12 protein-coding genes are annotated in these 14225 nt (G+C 68.9%); 8 read left to right on the forward strand and 4 right to left on the reverse strand.

Annotated features, from left to right (window positions below; genetic code table 11):
* Positions 1–25 precede the first annotated feature (25 nt).
* The 4 genes from E1H18_RS22660 to E1H18_RS22675 are packed head-to-tail and all read left to right on the forward strand — an operon-like array spanning position 26 to position 4787.
* Positions 26–820 (forward strand): transporter, encoded by a 795-nt coding sequence (locus E1H18_RS22660; protein WP_172273157.1) that lies wholly within the window; start codon positions 26–28, stop codon positions 818–820.
* Positions 821–832: 12 nt separating this feature from the next.
* The gene (kdpC, locus tag E1H18_RS22665) at positions 833–1411 is read left to right on the forward strand and encodes a potassium-transporting ATPase subunit KdpC (protein WP_172273160.1); all 579 of its coding nucleotides are present in this window, start codon (positions 833–835) and stop codon (positions 1409–1411) included.
* A 5-nt stretch (positions 1412–1416) separates the two neighbouring features.
* The gene (locus E1H18_RS22670; protein WP_172273163.1) at positions 1417–4083 is read left to right on the forward strand and encodes a sensor histidine kinase KdpD; all 2667 of its coding nucleotides are present in this window, start codon (positions 1417–1419) and stop codon (positions 4081–4083) included.
* Between the two features lie 8 nt (positions 4084–4091).
* On the forward strand, positions 4092–4787 hold the full coding sequence (locus E1H18_RS22675) for a winged helix-turn-helix domain-containing protein (RefSeq protein WP_172273166.1): 696 nt from the start codon (positions 4092–4094) through the stop codon (positions 4785–4787).
* On the opposite strand, the gene E1H18_RS22680 is transcribed toward E1H18_RS22675, so the two are convergent.
* On the reverse strand, positions 4766–5698 hold the full coding sequence (locus E1H18_RS22680; RefSeq protein WP_172273169.1) for a nucleoside hydrolase: 933 nt from the start codon (positions 5696–5698) through the stop codon (positions 4766–4768). The genes E1H18_RS22675 and E1H18_RS22680 overlap by 22 nt on opposite strands.
* Positions 5695–6351: a phosphoribosylanthranilate isomerase gene (locus tag E1H18_RS22685; protein WP_172273172.1), complete on the reverse strand. Its 657-nt coding sequence runs from the start codon at positions 6349–6351 to the stop codon at positions 5695–5697. The genes E1H18_RS22680 and E1H18_RS22685 overlap by 4 nt, the downstream gene beginning before the upstream one ends.
* Before the next feature lie 81 nt (positions 6352–6432).
* Between E1H18_RS22685 and E1H18_RS22690 the strand changes: the two genes are divergently transcribed.
* On the forward strand, positions 6433–7269 hold the full coding sequence (locus tag E1H18_RS22690; RefSeq protein WP_172273175.1) for a carbohydrate kinase family protein: 837 nt from the start codon (positions 6433–6435) through the stop codon (positions 7267–7269).
* Here the strand turns inward: E1H18_RS22690 and E1H18_RS22695 are convergent.
* Entirely contained in the window at positions 7256–8512 is a 1257-nt protein-coding gene (locus tag E1H18_RS22695; protein ID WP_172273178.1) for a NupC/NupG family nucleoside CNT transporter, read from the reverse strand. The two genes, E1H18_RS22690 and E1H18_RS22695, sit on opposite strands and share 14 nt — an antisense overlap.
* Before the next feature lie 281 nt (positions 8513–8793).
* Between E1H18_RS22695 and E1H18_RS22700 the strand changes: the two genes are divergently transcribed.
* From E1H18_RS22700 to E1H18_RS22710, 3 genes are all read left to right on the forward strand, one after another.
* On the forward strand, positions 8794–11148 hold the full coding sequence (locus tag E1H18_RS22700; RefSeq protein WP_172273181.1) for a TonB-dependent receptor: 2355 nt from the start codon (positions 8794–8796) through the stop codon (positions 11146–11148).
* A 69-nt stretch (positions 11149–11217) separates the two neighbouring features.
* The gene (locus E1H18_RS22705) at positions 11218–12231 is read left to right on the forward strand and encodes a LacI family DNA-binding transcriptional regulator (protein WP_172273184.1); all 1014 of its coding nucleotides are present in this window, start codon (positions 11218–11220) and stop codon (positions 12229–12231) included.
* Positions 12228–13295, forward strand: a complete 1068-nt coding sequence (locus tag E1H18_RS22710; RefSeq protein WP_370526577.1) for an esterase-like activity of phytase family protein — start codon at positions 12228–12230, stop codon at positions 13293–13295. Before E1H18_RS22705 ends, E1H18_RS22710 begins: the two co-directional genes overlap by 4 nt.
* Here the strand turns inward: E1H18_RS22710 and E1H18_RS22715 are convergent.
* The gene (locus E1H18_RS22715) at positions 13292–14167 is read right to left on the reverse strand and encodes an oxidoreductase (RefSeq protein WP_172273187.1); all 876 of its coding nucleotides are present in this window, start codon (positions 14165–14167) and stop codon (positions 13292–13294) included. The two genes, E1H18_RS22710 and E1H18_RS22715, sit on opposite strands and share 4 nt — an antisense overlap.
* Positions 14168–14225: the final 58 nt, after the last annotated feature.

Raw genomic sequence — 14225 nt, forward strand, 5'->3', positions numbered from 1 at the left:
CAAACCTCTGAAAGCTAGTCCTTCCATGAACTCGAAGTTCGCGTTCCTCGCCCTGGCCACGGTTTCGGCCATCGCCTTCCACGGCGCCGCCTCGGCCCAGGAAGCCCCGATCTGCACGGACCGCCCGACCAAGTCGAACGCCGTCTGCACGGTCCCGCAAGGCGCCTGGCAGGTCGAGGCCGACGGCGTCAACTGGACCCGCAACAAGGTCGGCGGCGTCAAGGCCGACACGACCGCGATCGCCGCCACGACGCTCAAGGTCGGCCTGACCGACAAGAGCGACCTGCAGGTCACCTGGACGCCCTATGTCGAGGCCCGCACCCGCGGTCCCGGCGTCGACGACAAGCTGGACGGCGTCGGCGACGTCTGGGTCCGTTACAAGGCCCAGGTCTATGCCCAGGGCAAGGCGACCATCGCCCTGATCCCCTATGTCAAGGTTCCGACCGCCAGCCGCGGCCTGGGCAATGACAAGGTCGAGGGCGGCGTGGCCCTGCCGGTCAGCTTCGCCCTGGACGGCGCTGTGCTGACCTTCAATCCGCAGGTCGACCTGCTGCTGGACAGCGATGGCAGCGGCCGTCACGCCGGGATGACCAACACCATCAATCTGGCGCGCCCGGTCACCTCCAAGCTGACCCTGATCGGCGAGCTGTGGACGTTCACCAACTTCGATCCGGCCGACACGATCACCCAGTTCTCGGCCGACTTTGCGGCCGCCTATCTCGTCACTCCGACCCTGCAACTGGACGGCGGCGCCAACTTCGGCTTGAACCGGAACACGCCTGACGTTCAGCTGTATGTCGGCGTTTCGAAGCGCTTCTAAGGACGATTCGAAATGATCTCTCATCTGCGACCGGCCCTGGTTTCGATGGGCCTGTTCACCGCGCTGCTGGGCGTGGCCTATCCATTGGCCGTGACTGGCGTCGCCCAGGCGGCCTTTCCGGCTCAGGCCGGCGGCAGCCTGGTCCGCGACGCTGGCGGCAAGGTGGTCGGTTCGGCCCTGATCGGCCAGGTCTTCACCGCGCCCGGCTACTTCCATGGCCGTCCATCGGCGGCCGGCAACGGCTATGACGCCAGCGCCTCCAGCGGCTCCAACATGGGGCCGATGAACGAAAAGCTGATCGAGCGTGAGAAAGCCGATGCGACCGCGCTGCGGGCCGAGAACCCCGGCGCGGCCATCCCGGCCGACGCGGTGACGACCTCGGGCTCGGGCCTGGATCCGGACATCTCGCCGGCCAACGCCCGCTTCCAGATCCTACGTGTCGCCAAGGCGCGCGGCGTGCCGGAAGGACAGGTGTCGGCGATAGTCGAGGCCCAGGTCCTGCCGCCGCTACTGGGCTTCATCGGTCAGCCGCGGGTCAACGTCCTGGCGCTGAACCGGGCGCTCGACGCTCGCTTCCCGAAAGGCGGGTAACTTCGTTGACGGGCGAGCCAAAAAGGCCCGACCCAGAGGCGCTCCTGGCCGCCGCCAACAAGGCGAGCCGGGGGCGCCTCAAGGTGTTTCTGGGCATGGCGCCGGGCGTGGGCAAGACCTACGAGATGCTGCGCGCCGCCCGTCGCCGCAAGGCGCAGGGCAAGGACGTCCTGATCGGCCTGGTCGAGACCCACGGCCGCCGCGAGACCGAGAGCCTGTTGCGCGACATGGAGGTCATGCCGCGCCGGCCGATTGAGCACGGCGGCCGCGTGCAGATGGAGTTCGACCTCGACGCGGCGCTGCAGCGCAAGCCGGCGATCCTGCTGGTGGACGAATACGCCCACTCCAACGCGACGGGCTCGCGCCATCCCAAGCGCTGGCAGGATGTCGAGGAACTGCTGGCGGCCGGCATCGACGTCTGGACCACCCTGAACGTCCAGCACCTGGAGAGCCTGGTCGACGTCGTCCAGCGCATCACCGGCGTGCGCCAGCGCGAGACCGTTCCCGACAGCGCCCTGTCGCGCGCCGACGCCATCGAGTTCGTGGACATCACGCCCGACGAACTGCGCGAGCGGATGGCGGCCGGCAAGGTCTATGTCCCCGAGACCGCGCGCCTGGCCTCGGAGAACTTCTTCAAGGTCGAGAACCTGACGGCGCTGCGCGAACTGGCCTTGCGCCGCGCGGCCCAGACGGTCGACGACCAGCTGGTCGCGGCGATGCGCGAGCGGGGCGTCGAGGGACCCTGGGCGGCGGGCGAGCGGATCTTGGTGCTGGTCGGCGGCGACGCCATGGCCGGAGCGTTGGTGCGGACCGGCCGGCGGCTGTCGGACATGATGATGGACGCTCCCTGGATCGTCGCTCATGTCGAACGCACCGATCGGCCGGCGGCCGGGGAGGGCAGCGCCGCCCGGGTGCGCGAGGCCTACCGCTTGGCAGAGCAACTGGGCGGTTCGACCGTGGCCCTGACCGGCGGCGACATCGTCGCGACCGTGATGGCTTATGCCCGCCGCAACAACGTCACGCAGATCGTGCTGGGCAAGTCGGTCGAGAGCCGCTGGCGCGAGGTCCTGGGCCGCTCGCTGGCCGCCGCCCTGCTGCGCGAGGCGCGCGGCGTCGCGGTCCATGTGGTCACCGAGGCGACGCACGAGCGCGAGCCGCGACCGGTGCGAGCGCTCGGGCTGGGTCGCTGGCAAGGCTATGCGGTCGGGGCGCTGTTCGTGGCCGCCGCGACCCTGGCCGCCTGGGGCCTGGACGTGGCCTTCGACCGCGTCGACCTGGGGATGATCTTCCTGGCCGCGGTGCTGGCCGCCGGCGTGCTGCATGGCCTGAGGCCCGCCCTGGCGGCGGCGACCGTGGCCTTCCTCGTCTACAACTATCTGTTCCTGGCCCCGCGCTACAGCCTGGCGATTGGGGCGCCGACCGACTTCATCACCCTGGTGGTGTTCTGGGCCGTGGCCCTGGCGTCGGGCGGGCTCGCGGGTCGGGTCCGCGACCAGGCCTTGGGCTCGCAGCGCCGCGCCGCCGCCGTGACCACCTTGCTGGCGGCTAGTCGGACGCTATCGGCCGCCACGGGGCGAGACGCCGTCGCCCAGGCCCTGGCCGAGCAGGTCGCGGCCGCCGCCGGTGGACGGGCGCTGGTCCTGCTTCCCGAGAACGGCGAGATCGCGCCCTTCGCTGGCTCGCCCAGCCTGGAAGCGCTGGACGCCGCCCAGATGGCCGCCGCCCGCTGGGCCTGGGAGAAGGGCGAGGCCGCCGGCTTCGGCACTGGAACCCTGCCTCAGGCGCGATGGACGTTCTGGCCGCTGGAGGGCGTGCGCGCCCGCGCCGGCGTGGCCGCCGTCGAGGCCGGCGCGGGCGCGGACCAGGAGCCGCTGATCATGGCGCTGCTGGAGCAGGGCGCGGTGGCGCTGGAGCGCTCGCAACTGGCGACCGAGGCGCTGGAGACCGAGACCCTGCGCCGCGCCGATCGCTTCCGCTCGGCCCTGATGAACTCGGTCAGCCACGATCTGCGCACGCCGCTGTCGACGGTGCTGGGCGCCTCCAGCACCCTGCTCGAGCTCGGCGACAAGATGAGCAAGGCGGTGCGCCAGGACCTGCTGGTCAGCATCCGCGAGGAGGCCGAGCGTCTCAGTCGCTATGTCGCCAACCTGCTGGATATGACCCGGCTGGAAGGCGGGGCCTTGCGGCTGCGCACCGACTGGACCGACGTCCGCGATGTGCTCAACGCGGCGGCCCAACGGGTGGAGCGGCGATTGGGCCAGCGTCCCCTGTCGCGGGACTATCCGGATCGTCTTTCCATGGTGCGGATCGACGCGAGCCTGCTCGAGCAAGTCGTTGTCAACATTCTGGAAAACGCCATCGCCTACAGCGCCGACGGCAGCCGGATCGAGCTGGCCGCCTACGAGGATCGCGGCAATGTCGTGATCAGCATCGAGGACGAGGGCCGGGGCGTGCCGCCGGCCGAGCTGGAGCGGATCTTCGACAAGTTCCGCCGCATGGAAGAGCCCAGCGATCGGAGCCAGGGCGCGGGCCTGGGTTTGGCCATCGCCAAGGGCTTCATCGACGCCATGGGCGGGCGCATCGCCGCCGCCAGCCCGATCCACGACGGCCGCGGCACGCGCATGCTGATCAGCCTGCCCAAGACCATCGCCACGCCGCACGATCTGCTATGAACGGCGCCATGAGCAGCGACCCGCGCCAGCGCATCCTCGTCATCGACGACGAGCCGCAGATTCACCGCTTCCTGGGTCCTGCCCTGGACGCGGCGGGCTACGAGCCGCTGCGCGCCGACAGCGGCCAGGAGGGCCTGCGCGCCGTGGCCCTGTGGTCGCCGGACGCGGTGGTGCTGGACCTGGGTTTGCCCGACATGGACGGCAAGCAGGTGCTGGAAAAGGCGCGGGCCTTCTATGACGGTCCGATCCTGATCCTGTCGGCCCGCGACCGCGAGGTCGAGAAGATCGAGGCCCTGGACAAGGGGGCCAACGACTATGTCGAAAAGCCGTTCGGGGTCGGCGAGCTGCTGGCGCGCTTGCGGGCCGCGCTGAGACACACGGGCAAGGCGGCCGGCCCGCTAGGGCCGATCCGCCTGGGCGAGGTCGAGATCGACCTGGACAAGCGCCTAGTGACCCGCGCCGGCGAGAAGGTCGGTCTGTCGCCCAAGGAATACGCTCTGCTGGCGCGTCTGGCGACGAGCCCGGGCAAGGTGCTGACGCAGAAGGAGCTGCTGGTCGCGGTGTGGGGCGCTTCTCACGCCCAGGACTCGCAGTACCTGCGGGTTTTCATCGGCCAGCTGCGCCAGAAGCTGGAAACCGAGCCCTCGCACCCGCGCCTGATCCTGACCGAGCCGGGGATCGGCTACCGGCTGGTCGAGCCCTGAAGGCTTTCGACGAAGTGCGCGGCCAGCGTTTGTCCACAGGCGGCTAGGCAGGTCTGGACGTTTGAAGGTGCGTTTGTGCGAAGGCTTTGCCCTCGGCGTTCTTTATCCAAGGTGATGGTCACCGGCCCTTCGTGAGCCTCGAACAGATCCGGCCGAACCAGCCAGGCCAGCGCCGCCACGTCGTGCAGCACGCAGCCGTCCAGGCCCTCGTGCTCGGCATAGGCGGCCGCGTAGCCGCGCGAGACGTCGTGGGCCAGCCGTCCGCCGTCGCCGGCCGTGTGGGCGAGCGAAGCGGCGGCTGCGTTCGAGAGGACGCACGACATCGTCGCATCGAGCGGGACGAGCGTTATGGGCCAGTCGGCGGCAAACACCGCGGCGGCGGCGTCTGGATCGTTGTGGATGTTAGCTTCGGCGTAGGGCGTGACGTTGCCGCCACCGAACGCGCCGCCCATGATCACCACCTCGGCGACCTGCCGGGCGATGTCCGGCGCCGCGCGCAGGGCCAGGGCCAGGTTGGTCAGCGGGCCGATGGCGACGAGGGTGACGGCCCCAGGGTGAGCGCGAACGGCCTCGAGGATGCGCTCGTGCGCTGCGCCCGGATCGACGGGAGGCGCTATAAAGTCGCCGAGATCCAGATCGCCCAGGCCATTCTCGCCATGCACATGCAACGGCGAAGGTCCACGCGGGCCCTGCAGCGGCGCGGCGGCTCCCCGGTAGACCGGAACGTCCAGTCCCAGGCGCTGGCGCAGATAGAGGGCGTTGCGGGTGGTGGTCTCGACGTCGGCGTTGCCGAACACGGTAGTGATCGCCAGCAGCGTCAGCTCGGGTCGGGCGCGCAGATAGAGCAGGGCCAGGGCGTCGTCGACGCCGGGATCGGTGTCGAGGATCACCAGCCGGGGCGCGTGGCTCATCCGTAGACCGCGCGGCACACGGCTTCGCACTTGGCTAGGTCGAGCAGGCCGTCGGTGCGCACGCCCGACTCCATGTCGATCCAGTAGAGCGCGCCGTCCGGAGCAGCGATGCGGGCCAAGACGTCCTCGACGGTGTCGGGACCGATGCCGCCGGAATAGCCGCAGAACGGACCCTCGGCCTGCGGCGGAGCGGGCCAACGGTCTGGGCGCATGCCCGTGCCGAACGAGACGTCGTAAAGCCAGTCGACGCCGGTCTGGGCCAGCGGGAAGGCGGCCGAGCACTGCAGCACCGTCCGCACGCCCGTGCGGCGACCATAGTCGCGCGACGCGGCGGCCTGGGCCGGGGTGCTGCCCTTGAAGCTGTGATTGACCTGTACCCGCTGGACGCCGCCGGGGGGAAGGGGCCCGGTCAGCGGGTCGGCGACGATCGCGCGGGCGGCCTCGCCGCACACGTGCGCCGCCCAGCGCAGGTCGCGCTCGGCCAGCAGGGCGTCACGCACCGTCGCTTCCGGAAAGAGGGCGCTTTCGCCTTCCTGCGCCGCATCGACCAGAACGCCCCACTCGATCGGATAGCGCGCCGACAGCGCCTTCATCCCAGGCAGCAGGTCGAGGCGATCGACGCCGGTGAAGGCGATGAAGACGGGGGGCTGCATGGGATGGTCCGGGTCCAGATTGTCCTTGCAAATTAGCAAGTGAAACGTTTCAGTCAAGCGAGCTTCCGAGGATGGGACGGCATGACGGGACCGGTGGTGGTCGCGGGTTTCGCGACGATCGACTATGTGGCGCGGGTCGAGGGCGACTTCACCGGGCGCGGCACGCTGCTCATGCGTCAGGGCGCCGACGACGCGTGGCCGCGGGCCGGCGGGGCGGCGCTCTATGCCAGCGCTGCGCTGGCAAAGGCGGACGTGGCCGCCGCGCCCCTGACCTGGGTCGGCGACGACTGCGACGGTGAGGCCTACCTCGCGGCTTGCCGCGCGGCGGGGGTTTCGCTGGACGGTGTCGCCGTTCAGTCCGGCGCATCCTCGACCCGCTGCCTGCTGATCTACAACGCCGATGGGACCTATGGCTGCCTGCTGCGGCCTGGGCCCGCCGAGCTGACCGAAGCGCAGGTGCGACTGGCCCATGCCGCGACGTGGCTGGTCATCGCGGCGGGGCCGGCGGGGCTGCTGCGCCGCCTGCTGCATGTCTTGCCGCCAACCGCGCGCCTGGCCTGGATCGCCAAGGACGATCCGGCCTGCTTCCCGCCTGATCTCGTCGCGCAGCTGACAGGTCGCGCCGATGTGGTGTTCTGCAACGCCGGCGAACGCGCCTGGCTGGAGGCTGGGCGCGACGGACACGCACCCCATGGCCAGATCCTGTTCGAGACTCGCGGCGCCGACGGGGTCCGGATCGAGGCGGGCGGCGTGGTTCTGGATCTGCCCGTCGAGGCGCTCGAGGTCGACGACGCCACCGGCGCGGGCGACACCTTCGCCGGCGCGGCCCTGGCCGCGCTGATCGTCGGCGGCTCGCCCCGCACGTCCGCCGAGGCTGGGATCGCGGCGGCGGGCGTCCTGCTGTCTACCCGCCAATGATCCCCATCAGCGTGGCCGTCATGCAGATGGTCAAGAACGAGGCGGCCAAGGCCTTGAAGCCTAGCTCGACCACCTCGCCGACCTTTTCCGGGGCCATGGCCGACAGGCTGCCGATCAGGATGGCGACGCTGCCGACATTGCCGAAGCTGCCCAGGGCGTAGGTCAGGATCAGCAGGCTTTTCTCGCTGAGCGCGCCGGGCGGCAGGGCCATCATGTCGCTGTAGGCCACGACCTCGTTGGCGGCCACCTTGGTCCCCAGGATCGCCCCGACGGTCTGCAGCTCGCCCAGCGGCGCGCCGGTCAGCCAGACGATCGGGGTCAGCAGCCAGCCCAGGATCGCGCCCAGCGTCAGGGGCGTTCCGGCGTGAGGCAGGGCGCCCAGGCCCATATTGATCAGGGCGATCAAGCCGACGAACACCACCAGCAGGCCGGCGATGTTCAGCACCATCTTCACCGCGTCCAAGGTGCCGAAAGTCACGGCCTCCAGGCTGCTGCGATATGGGCTGGCGAGCACGATGGGCTCGTGGGTCTCGGAAGAGGCCGCGCCCGGAATGATCAGGCGCGCCATGCCGATCGCCATCGGTGTGCTGATCAGCGAAGCGATCAGCAGGTGGCTGAAGGCGTTGGGCACCTTGGCCGAGATCAACGAGCCCAGCACGATCATCATCGAGCCGCCGATCACCGACAGGCCGTCGACCATGATGATGAAGATCTCGGCGCGCGACAGGCGCGGCAGGAACGGCTTAATCAGCAGCGGCGCCTCGACCATGCCTAGGAACACGCAGGCCGAGGTCGAGACCCCGACCGGGCCGCTGACCCCGAACAGCTTGCCGAACGCCCAGGCCGCGCCGCGAACGATCCAGATCAGCACCTTCCAGTGCCACAGCAGGGCCGACAGCGCTCCGACCAGCAGGATGGCTGGCAGGGCCTGGAAGGCGAAGATGAAGGCCGCGCCGGGATCCTCGACGCTGAACGGCGCGCGGCCGCCGCCCAGATAGCCGAACATGAAGCTGGAGCCCGCGCGCGAGGCCGCCTGCAGGGCGTCGACGGCATGGGTGGCGGCGGCGAAGGCGGCGGTGATCGCCGGGACCTTGGTCAGCAGCAAGGCTAGGCCGATCTGACACGACAAGCCGACCAGCACGGCGCGCCAGGGCAGGGCGCGCTTGTTCTCCGACAGCAGCCAGCCCAGGACCAGGAACACGACGAGGCCCAGCAGCGCCCGCGCGGTTTCATTGACCAGCATGTCCCCTCCGACGACGTTCGGCGTCAGGATATAGAGTGAAACGTTTCAAGGAAATATGGCGAAATTACTGACGCTGGCCGGTGTGGTTTGGGGGCGCTGCATGCGGGGCGATCAGCGCTCCGCTTGGAAATGTCTCATAATAGCAAAGGGTGATGTGTGATTGGGCGTCCAGATCATCCTGGCGGTCTGTGATGAAATTGTCATTGAACTTGAATATGAAACGTTTCACTAAATCAGTACCGACATCCGCCACGGCGGATCCGCCTTAAGGGGGCCCGAGCATGAAGACGTCCACTTGGCTGGTTTCGAGCGCACTGTTCCTGGTCATGGCCGCGCCGGCCATGGCGCAGCAGGCCGCGCCGACCGCTGACACCCTTGAAGAAGTTGTGGTCACCGCCGAGCGCTTCGGCTCGGGCCTGACCCGCGCCACCTTCGCGGTCGGCGCCGAGGACATCCAGGAGCGTCCGCTGGGCGCGGAGATCACCCAGGTCCTGGTCAAGGTTCCGGGCGTGCAGGTCTCGACCGGCGACGCCCGCGGCGGCAGCTTCTCGTTCGAGATCTACATGCGCGGCCTGGGCGACGAGCAGATCGGCCTGACCCTGGACGGCATTCCCACCGGCGACAGCCGCTTCAACGGCGGCTCGCCGCCGCAGCGCTTCATCGAAAGCAGCAACATCGGCCGGATCAACGTCTCGCAAAGCGCAGGCGACATCGGCGCGCCGTCGCGCTTTGCTCTGGGCGGCTTCATCGACTTCGTCACCGACGCCCCGCGCAAGACCTTCGGCGCGACGATCGAGGGCGGCGTCGGCTCGTTCAACTTCCAGCGGCTGTACGGCCGTATCGACAGCGGCGAGATCGCGCCGGGCCTGTCGGGCTACTTCACGCTGTCGCACCAGGAGAACGACGTCTGGACCGGCCGCAAGAGCCGCGGTTCGGAGCGTGATCACTACGAGCTGAAGGTCGTGAAGGACTTCGACAACGGCTCGTTCCTGAAGGCCCGCGTTTCGTACAACGAGCAGACCGACAACGACTTCAACATCGTCACCAAGGGCGAGTTCGAGGCCGCGCCGCGCAGCGACCGGGCGCTGGACGCTCTGACCGGCATTCCGGCCCGCGACATCGACTTTGGCGGCGCGCTGGGCGGCTGGCGCAAGGACTGGCTGGGCTATGCCAACGCGCACATCGTGCTGAGCGACGCGATCAGCTTCGACGTCAATCCCTACTACCAGAACCTCAAGGGCGAGTCGTTCCGCTACCAGGATCGCCAGCGCATCCTCACGGGCGGCGATCCGCGCGCGGTGACCGGCTACAACGCCAACGGTGGGGCGGTGCGCCCGACCCTGACTACCCTGCGCAACAGCAACGTCGTCGGCGGTCCGGCCGACATGCGCGTCACCCCGCGCGATCGCGACCGCTACGGCGTCACCGGCGAGATGAAGGCCCGGTTCGGCGCTCATGCCTTGCGCTTCGGCGGCTGGTGGGAAGGCGGCGACTCCACGGAGAAGCGCAACTTCTTCCCGATCTTCAATTCGGCCGTGAGCACCACCTATGACCGCTCGAAGCTGAACTATGTGGAGTACGAGCGTTCGGCCACGGTCGAGACGACCATGCTGTACGCCCAGGACGAGTTCCGCGCCCTCGACGACAAGCTGAAGGTGGCTCTCGGCGTCACCTGGTACAACGTCAAATACGACGCCAAGTCGCCGCTGGAGTACCGCGCCAACGTCAAGTTCTCGCAGCATTCGGATCTCAATCCGAAGATCGGCGCGACCTACCAACTGGCCCCGGCGCTGGAGCTGTTCGGCGGCTACGCCAAGAACTTCGCCGGCATCCCCGAAGACGCCTTCCTGGGCTCGACGGCGGTGATCAATCCCAAGGATCTTACGCCGGTCTCGACCGAGAACCTGGACATCGGCCTGCGCTACGTCAAGCCGAACATGGCCTTCTCGATCCAGGCCTATGACGTCGACCTGAAGAACAATGTCGGCATCGTCACCCGCGATCCGACGGCGGTTCTCGACCCGCAGGAAGTCATCCGTGGCAATGTCGCGACCAAGGCGGTCAACATCGCCGGCATCAAGACCCGCGGCGTCGAACTGACTGGCTATTACGACTTCGGTCCTGTCGACCTCTACGGCTCGTACTCGCGCCAGGACGCCAAGCACGACAACCCGGCCGTGGGCAGCGACGCCCGCAAGGCGCTGGCCTCGGTGGCGATCATCGGCGGCGCTGGCGTGCGCGACATCCCCAAGGATAGCTTCTTTGGGCAGATCGGCTGGAAGCCGCTGGCGGGCGTGAAGCTGGACGCCAATGTCCGCTATGTGGGCGAGCGCGTCGGCGGCCATCTGGTCGCGCCGACCATCTTCCAGGAACTGGGGATCGAGAAGCTCGACAGCTACGCCCTGGTCGGTCTGACGGCGACCTACGACTGGAAGCGGGCGGGCGCACCGGACCTGCGCATCCAGTTCAACGTCGATAACCTGCTGGACGAAGAGTACATCGGCGCGGTCAGCGGCTCGACCGCCACCCAGCCCGAGTTCGGCTACACGGCGGCGACGCCAAACGCCCGCACTCTGGATCGCTACTTCGTCGGCATGCCGCGCACCTACACCGTCTCGGTGCGGGCGCGCTTCTAACGGCTGCTTGGGCGGGTTGACCTAGACCATGAAAGGTTTCACGTGCTGAGGGCACACGGAATCCGACGCATGGCCAAGACCGACCCGCCCAACGACGTCCCGCGGCGCGCGACCCTCAAGGAGGTCGCCAAGGCCGCCGGCGTTTCGCTGGCCAGCGCCTCCTACGCGATCAACGGGGCCGGCTCGGTGGGCGAGGCCACGCGCGAGCATATCCTGAAGGTCGCCGCCCAGCTGGGCTATCGCCCCAACCAGAGCGCCAAGGCGATGAAGACCGGGCGCACCGGGGCTATCGGCCTGATCGTGCCTGACCTGACCAACCCGTTCTTCCCCAGCCTGGCCCAGGTGGTGATCCAGGCGGCGCGGGCGGCTGGCTACAGTGTGTTCCTGACCGACACCGAAGGCTCGCCCGAGGCCGAACAGCAGGCCGTCAGCCTGATGGTCGACCACGGCGTCGACGGGGTCATCTGGTTCCCGATCGCCGACGACGGTCCCGTGGGGCGCCTGATCGAAGGCGTGCCGACCGTGGTGCTGGACCGTAACCTGCCGGGCTACGACGTCATCCAGGCCGACTATGCCGATGGCGGCCGGCTAGCGGCCGAGCATCTGATCGCAGCCGGCCACACCAACATCGGCGTCATTTCCGGCCCGCATGCGGCCTCCAGCGCCCGCCAGCGGGCCGAGGGGGCGATCGCCACGGTGCGCGAGAAGGCCAATCTGACCTGGCATGTCAACAACGCCTTCTCTTTGGACCTGGAGCCGGCCGTGGCGGCGGCGCTGGAGACCCGGACGGCCACCGCCGTGATCGCCGGCGCAGATTTGATCGCCATCGGCGCCATGCGCCATATCCGCTCGATGGGCCTTGTCGTGCCTGACGACGTCTCGGTGATCGGCTTCGACGACATTCCCTGGGCGCAGCTGCACACGCCGGCCCTGACCACGATCGACATGCCCGTGGAGGATATGGCCGCCGCCGCTGTCGAGACCCTGGTGCGCCGCATCACCAACCGAAGCGAGCCGCGCCGACGGGTGGTGTTCAATGTCGAGCTGGTGGCGCGGGAGTCGGTGACGGGGCCGAAGTCGTGATCGCGGCGCTGCTGGCGGCGGCCTTGCTGGCCGCACCGGACCTCCGCCTCGTCGGAGCGCTGGACGTTCCCAAAGACATTGTGGTCGACGGCGCGCCGTTCGGCGGCATTTCGGGCGTCGACTACGATCGCGAGACCGGCCGCTGGCTGATGATCTCCGACGACCGCTCGGACAAGGCGCCGGCCCGGTTCTTCGTCGGGAGCCTGGACTACGATGCGAGGGGCGTGCGGGGCCTGCGCGTGGAGAAGCAAATTCCGCTGCGGCGAGAAGACGGTTCGACGTTCCCATCGACCGCTGGCGAGGGTGAACGCGCGGACGCCGAGGCTTTGCGGATCAACCCAAGGACAGGCGACCTCGTCTGGAGCAGCGAAGGCGACGCCCCGCGTGGGTTCGATCCGTCGATCCGCCGGATGGACCGCGACGGCGCGGCTAGGGGCGCGATCCCAACGCCGGCAGCCTTTCGGTTCGATCCGGCCAAGACCAAGGGCGCGCGCATCAACCAGACCTTCGAGGGGCTGAGCTTCTCGCCGGACGGCCGCTGGCTGTGGCTGGCCATGGAGGCGCCGTTGATCCAGGACGGCCCCGCGCCCGCGGTTTCTAATGGCGGGCTCACGCGGATCACCCGGCTGGATCGCGAAGGCCAAGTCTCGGCCCAATACGCCTATCGTCTCGACCCCGTGCAGGCCGCGCCGGTCAAGCGCAGCGACAACGGCGTCAGCGAGATCCTGGCGGTGGACGATCGCCGCCTGCTGGTGCTGGAACGATCCGGCGTCGAGGACGGGGAGGGGCGCTTTGTCTTCCTCTGCCGGCTTTATCTCGCCGAGACCGCGGGGGCGGAGGATGTCGCCGGCCGCGACAGCCTGGCCGCCGGCGACGTGCGGCCGATGACCAAGCGACTGCTGGTCAATTTCGATCGCCTGCCCAACACGCCGCCGACCAACCTCGAGGCCATGGCCTGGGGACCGAAGCTGTCGACCGGCGAGCGTTCGCTCGTCCTGTTCGCCGACGACAACTTCGATCCGCACCAGCGCGGCCAGATGCTGGTGTTCGGCTTCAGGCCCTAGCTCCAGGCCATCTCGGTCTGCGGCTCCTCGCGGAAGGCGAAGTCGCCGTCGGTCGAGGCCGAGAGGTCGCGCCAGGCGTTCAGTTCGGCCTGCAGGCCCGCCGCCTTGGCCTCGACCACGCCGATGGCGTCCGTGCCGGCGGCCCAACGGATGGGCGGTTGGTCGGCGCTGGCCAGGGCGACCAGCGCCTGGCCCAGCTTGGCCGGATCACCCGCCTGGTTATGGCTGCGCGCGTCGTAGAAAGCCCGGATCGCGGCCGAGGCCTCGGCATAGTCGGCGATCGGATTGTCGGTGTGGCGCACCGACGAGGAGTCCAGGAAGTCGGTGCGGAAGAAGCCCGGCTCGACGATGGTCACGTGGATGCCGAAGCCCTTGACCTCATCGGCCAGCGACTCCGAGAAGCCTTCGACCGCGAACTTGGAGGCGCAATAGATCGAGCCGCTCGCGCCGCCGGCCAGGCCGCCGATCGACGAGACATTGAAGATGCGGCCCGAGCGTTGGGCGCGCATCACCGGCAACACAGCGCGGGTCATGTCGAACACGCCAAACACGTTGGTGTCGAACTGGGTGCGGGCGTCCTGGGCCAGGGTCTCCTCGAAGAGCCCCAGGTGACCGTAACCAGCGTTGTTGACCAGTACGTCGATACCGCCGAAGCGGGCCGTGGCGGCGTCGACGGCGGCCTGGATCTGGGCCGCGTCAGTGACGTCCAGCGCCAGGGCCAGCACGGTGTCGCTGTTCTCGCCGAAGGCCTCGACCAGGGCGGCGCGGTTACGGCCGGTAACGACGACGCGGTCGCCTGCGGCCAAGGCGGCGCGGGTGATGGCGGCGCCCAAGCCGCGGGCCGCGCCAGTGATGAACCAGGTCTTGCTCATGGGGAAACTCCTCGTTGGGGTGAGGAGACAAGACGCCTTTTCAGGATCCGAGCGTTAG

The sequence above is a fragment of the Caulobacter sp. RHG1 genome (assembly GCF_013181195.1).
GTDB lineage: Bacteria > Pseudomonadota > Alphaproteobacteria > Caulobacterales > Caulobacteraceae > Caulobacter.

Bases quoted from the DNA above. Each gene is read 5' to 3' on its own strand.
- E1H18_RS22660 (WP_172273157.1), top strand. From the start codon at position 26: ATGAACTCGAAGTTCGCGTTCCTCGCCCTGGCCACGGTTTCGGCCATC.
- kdpC (WP_172273160.1), top strand. From the start codon at position 833: ATGATCTCTCATCTGCGACCGGCCCTGGTTTCGATGGGCCTGTTCACC.
- E1H18_RS22675 (WP_172273166.1), top strand. From the start codon at position 4,092: ATGAGCAGCGACCCGCGCCAGCGCATCCTCGTCATCGACGACGAGCCG.
- E1H18_RS22680 (WP_172273169.1), bottom strand. From the start codon at position 5,698: ATGAGCCACGCGCCCCGGCTGGTGATCCTCGACACCGATCCCGGCGTC.
- E1H18_RS22685 (WP_172273172.1), bottom strand. From the start codon at position 6,351: ATGCAGCCCCCCGTCTTCATCGCCTTCACCGGCGTCGATCGCCTCGAC.
- E1H18_RS22690 (WP_172273175.1), top strand. From the start codon at position 6,433: ATGACGGGACCGGTGGTGGTCGCGGGTTTCGCGACGATCGACTATGTG.
- E1H18_RS22695 (WP_172273178.1), bottom strand. From the start codon at position 8,512: ATGCTGGTCAATGAAACCGCGCGGGCGCTGCTGGGCCTCGTCGTGTTC.
- E1H18_RS22700 (WP_172273181.1), top strand. From the start codon at position 8,794: ATGAAGACGTCCACTTGGCTGGTTTCGAGCGCACTGTTCCTGGTCATG.
- E1H18_RS22705 (WP_172273184.1), top strand. From the start codon at position 11,218: ATGGCCAAGACCGACCCGCCCAACGACGTCCCGCGGCGCGCGACCCTC.
- E1H18_RS22715 (WP_172273187.1), bottom strand. From the start codon at position 14,167: ATGAGCAAGACCTGGTTCATCACTGGCGCGGCCCGCGGCTTGGGCGCC.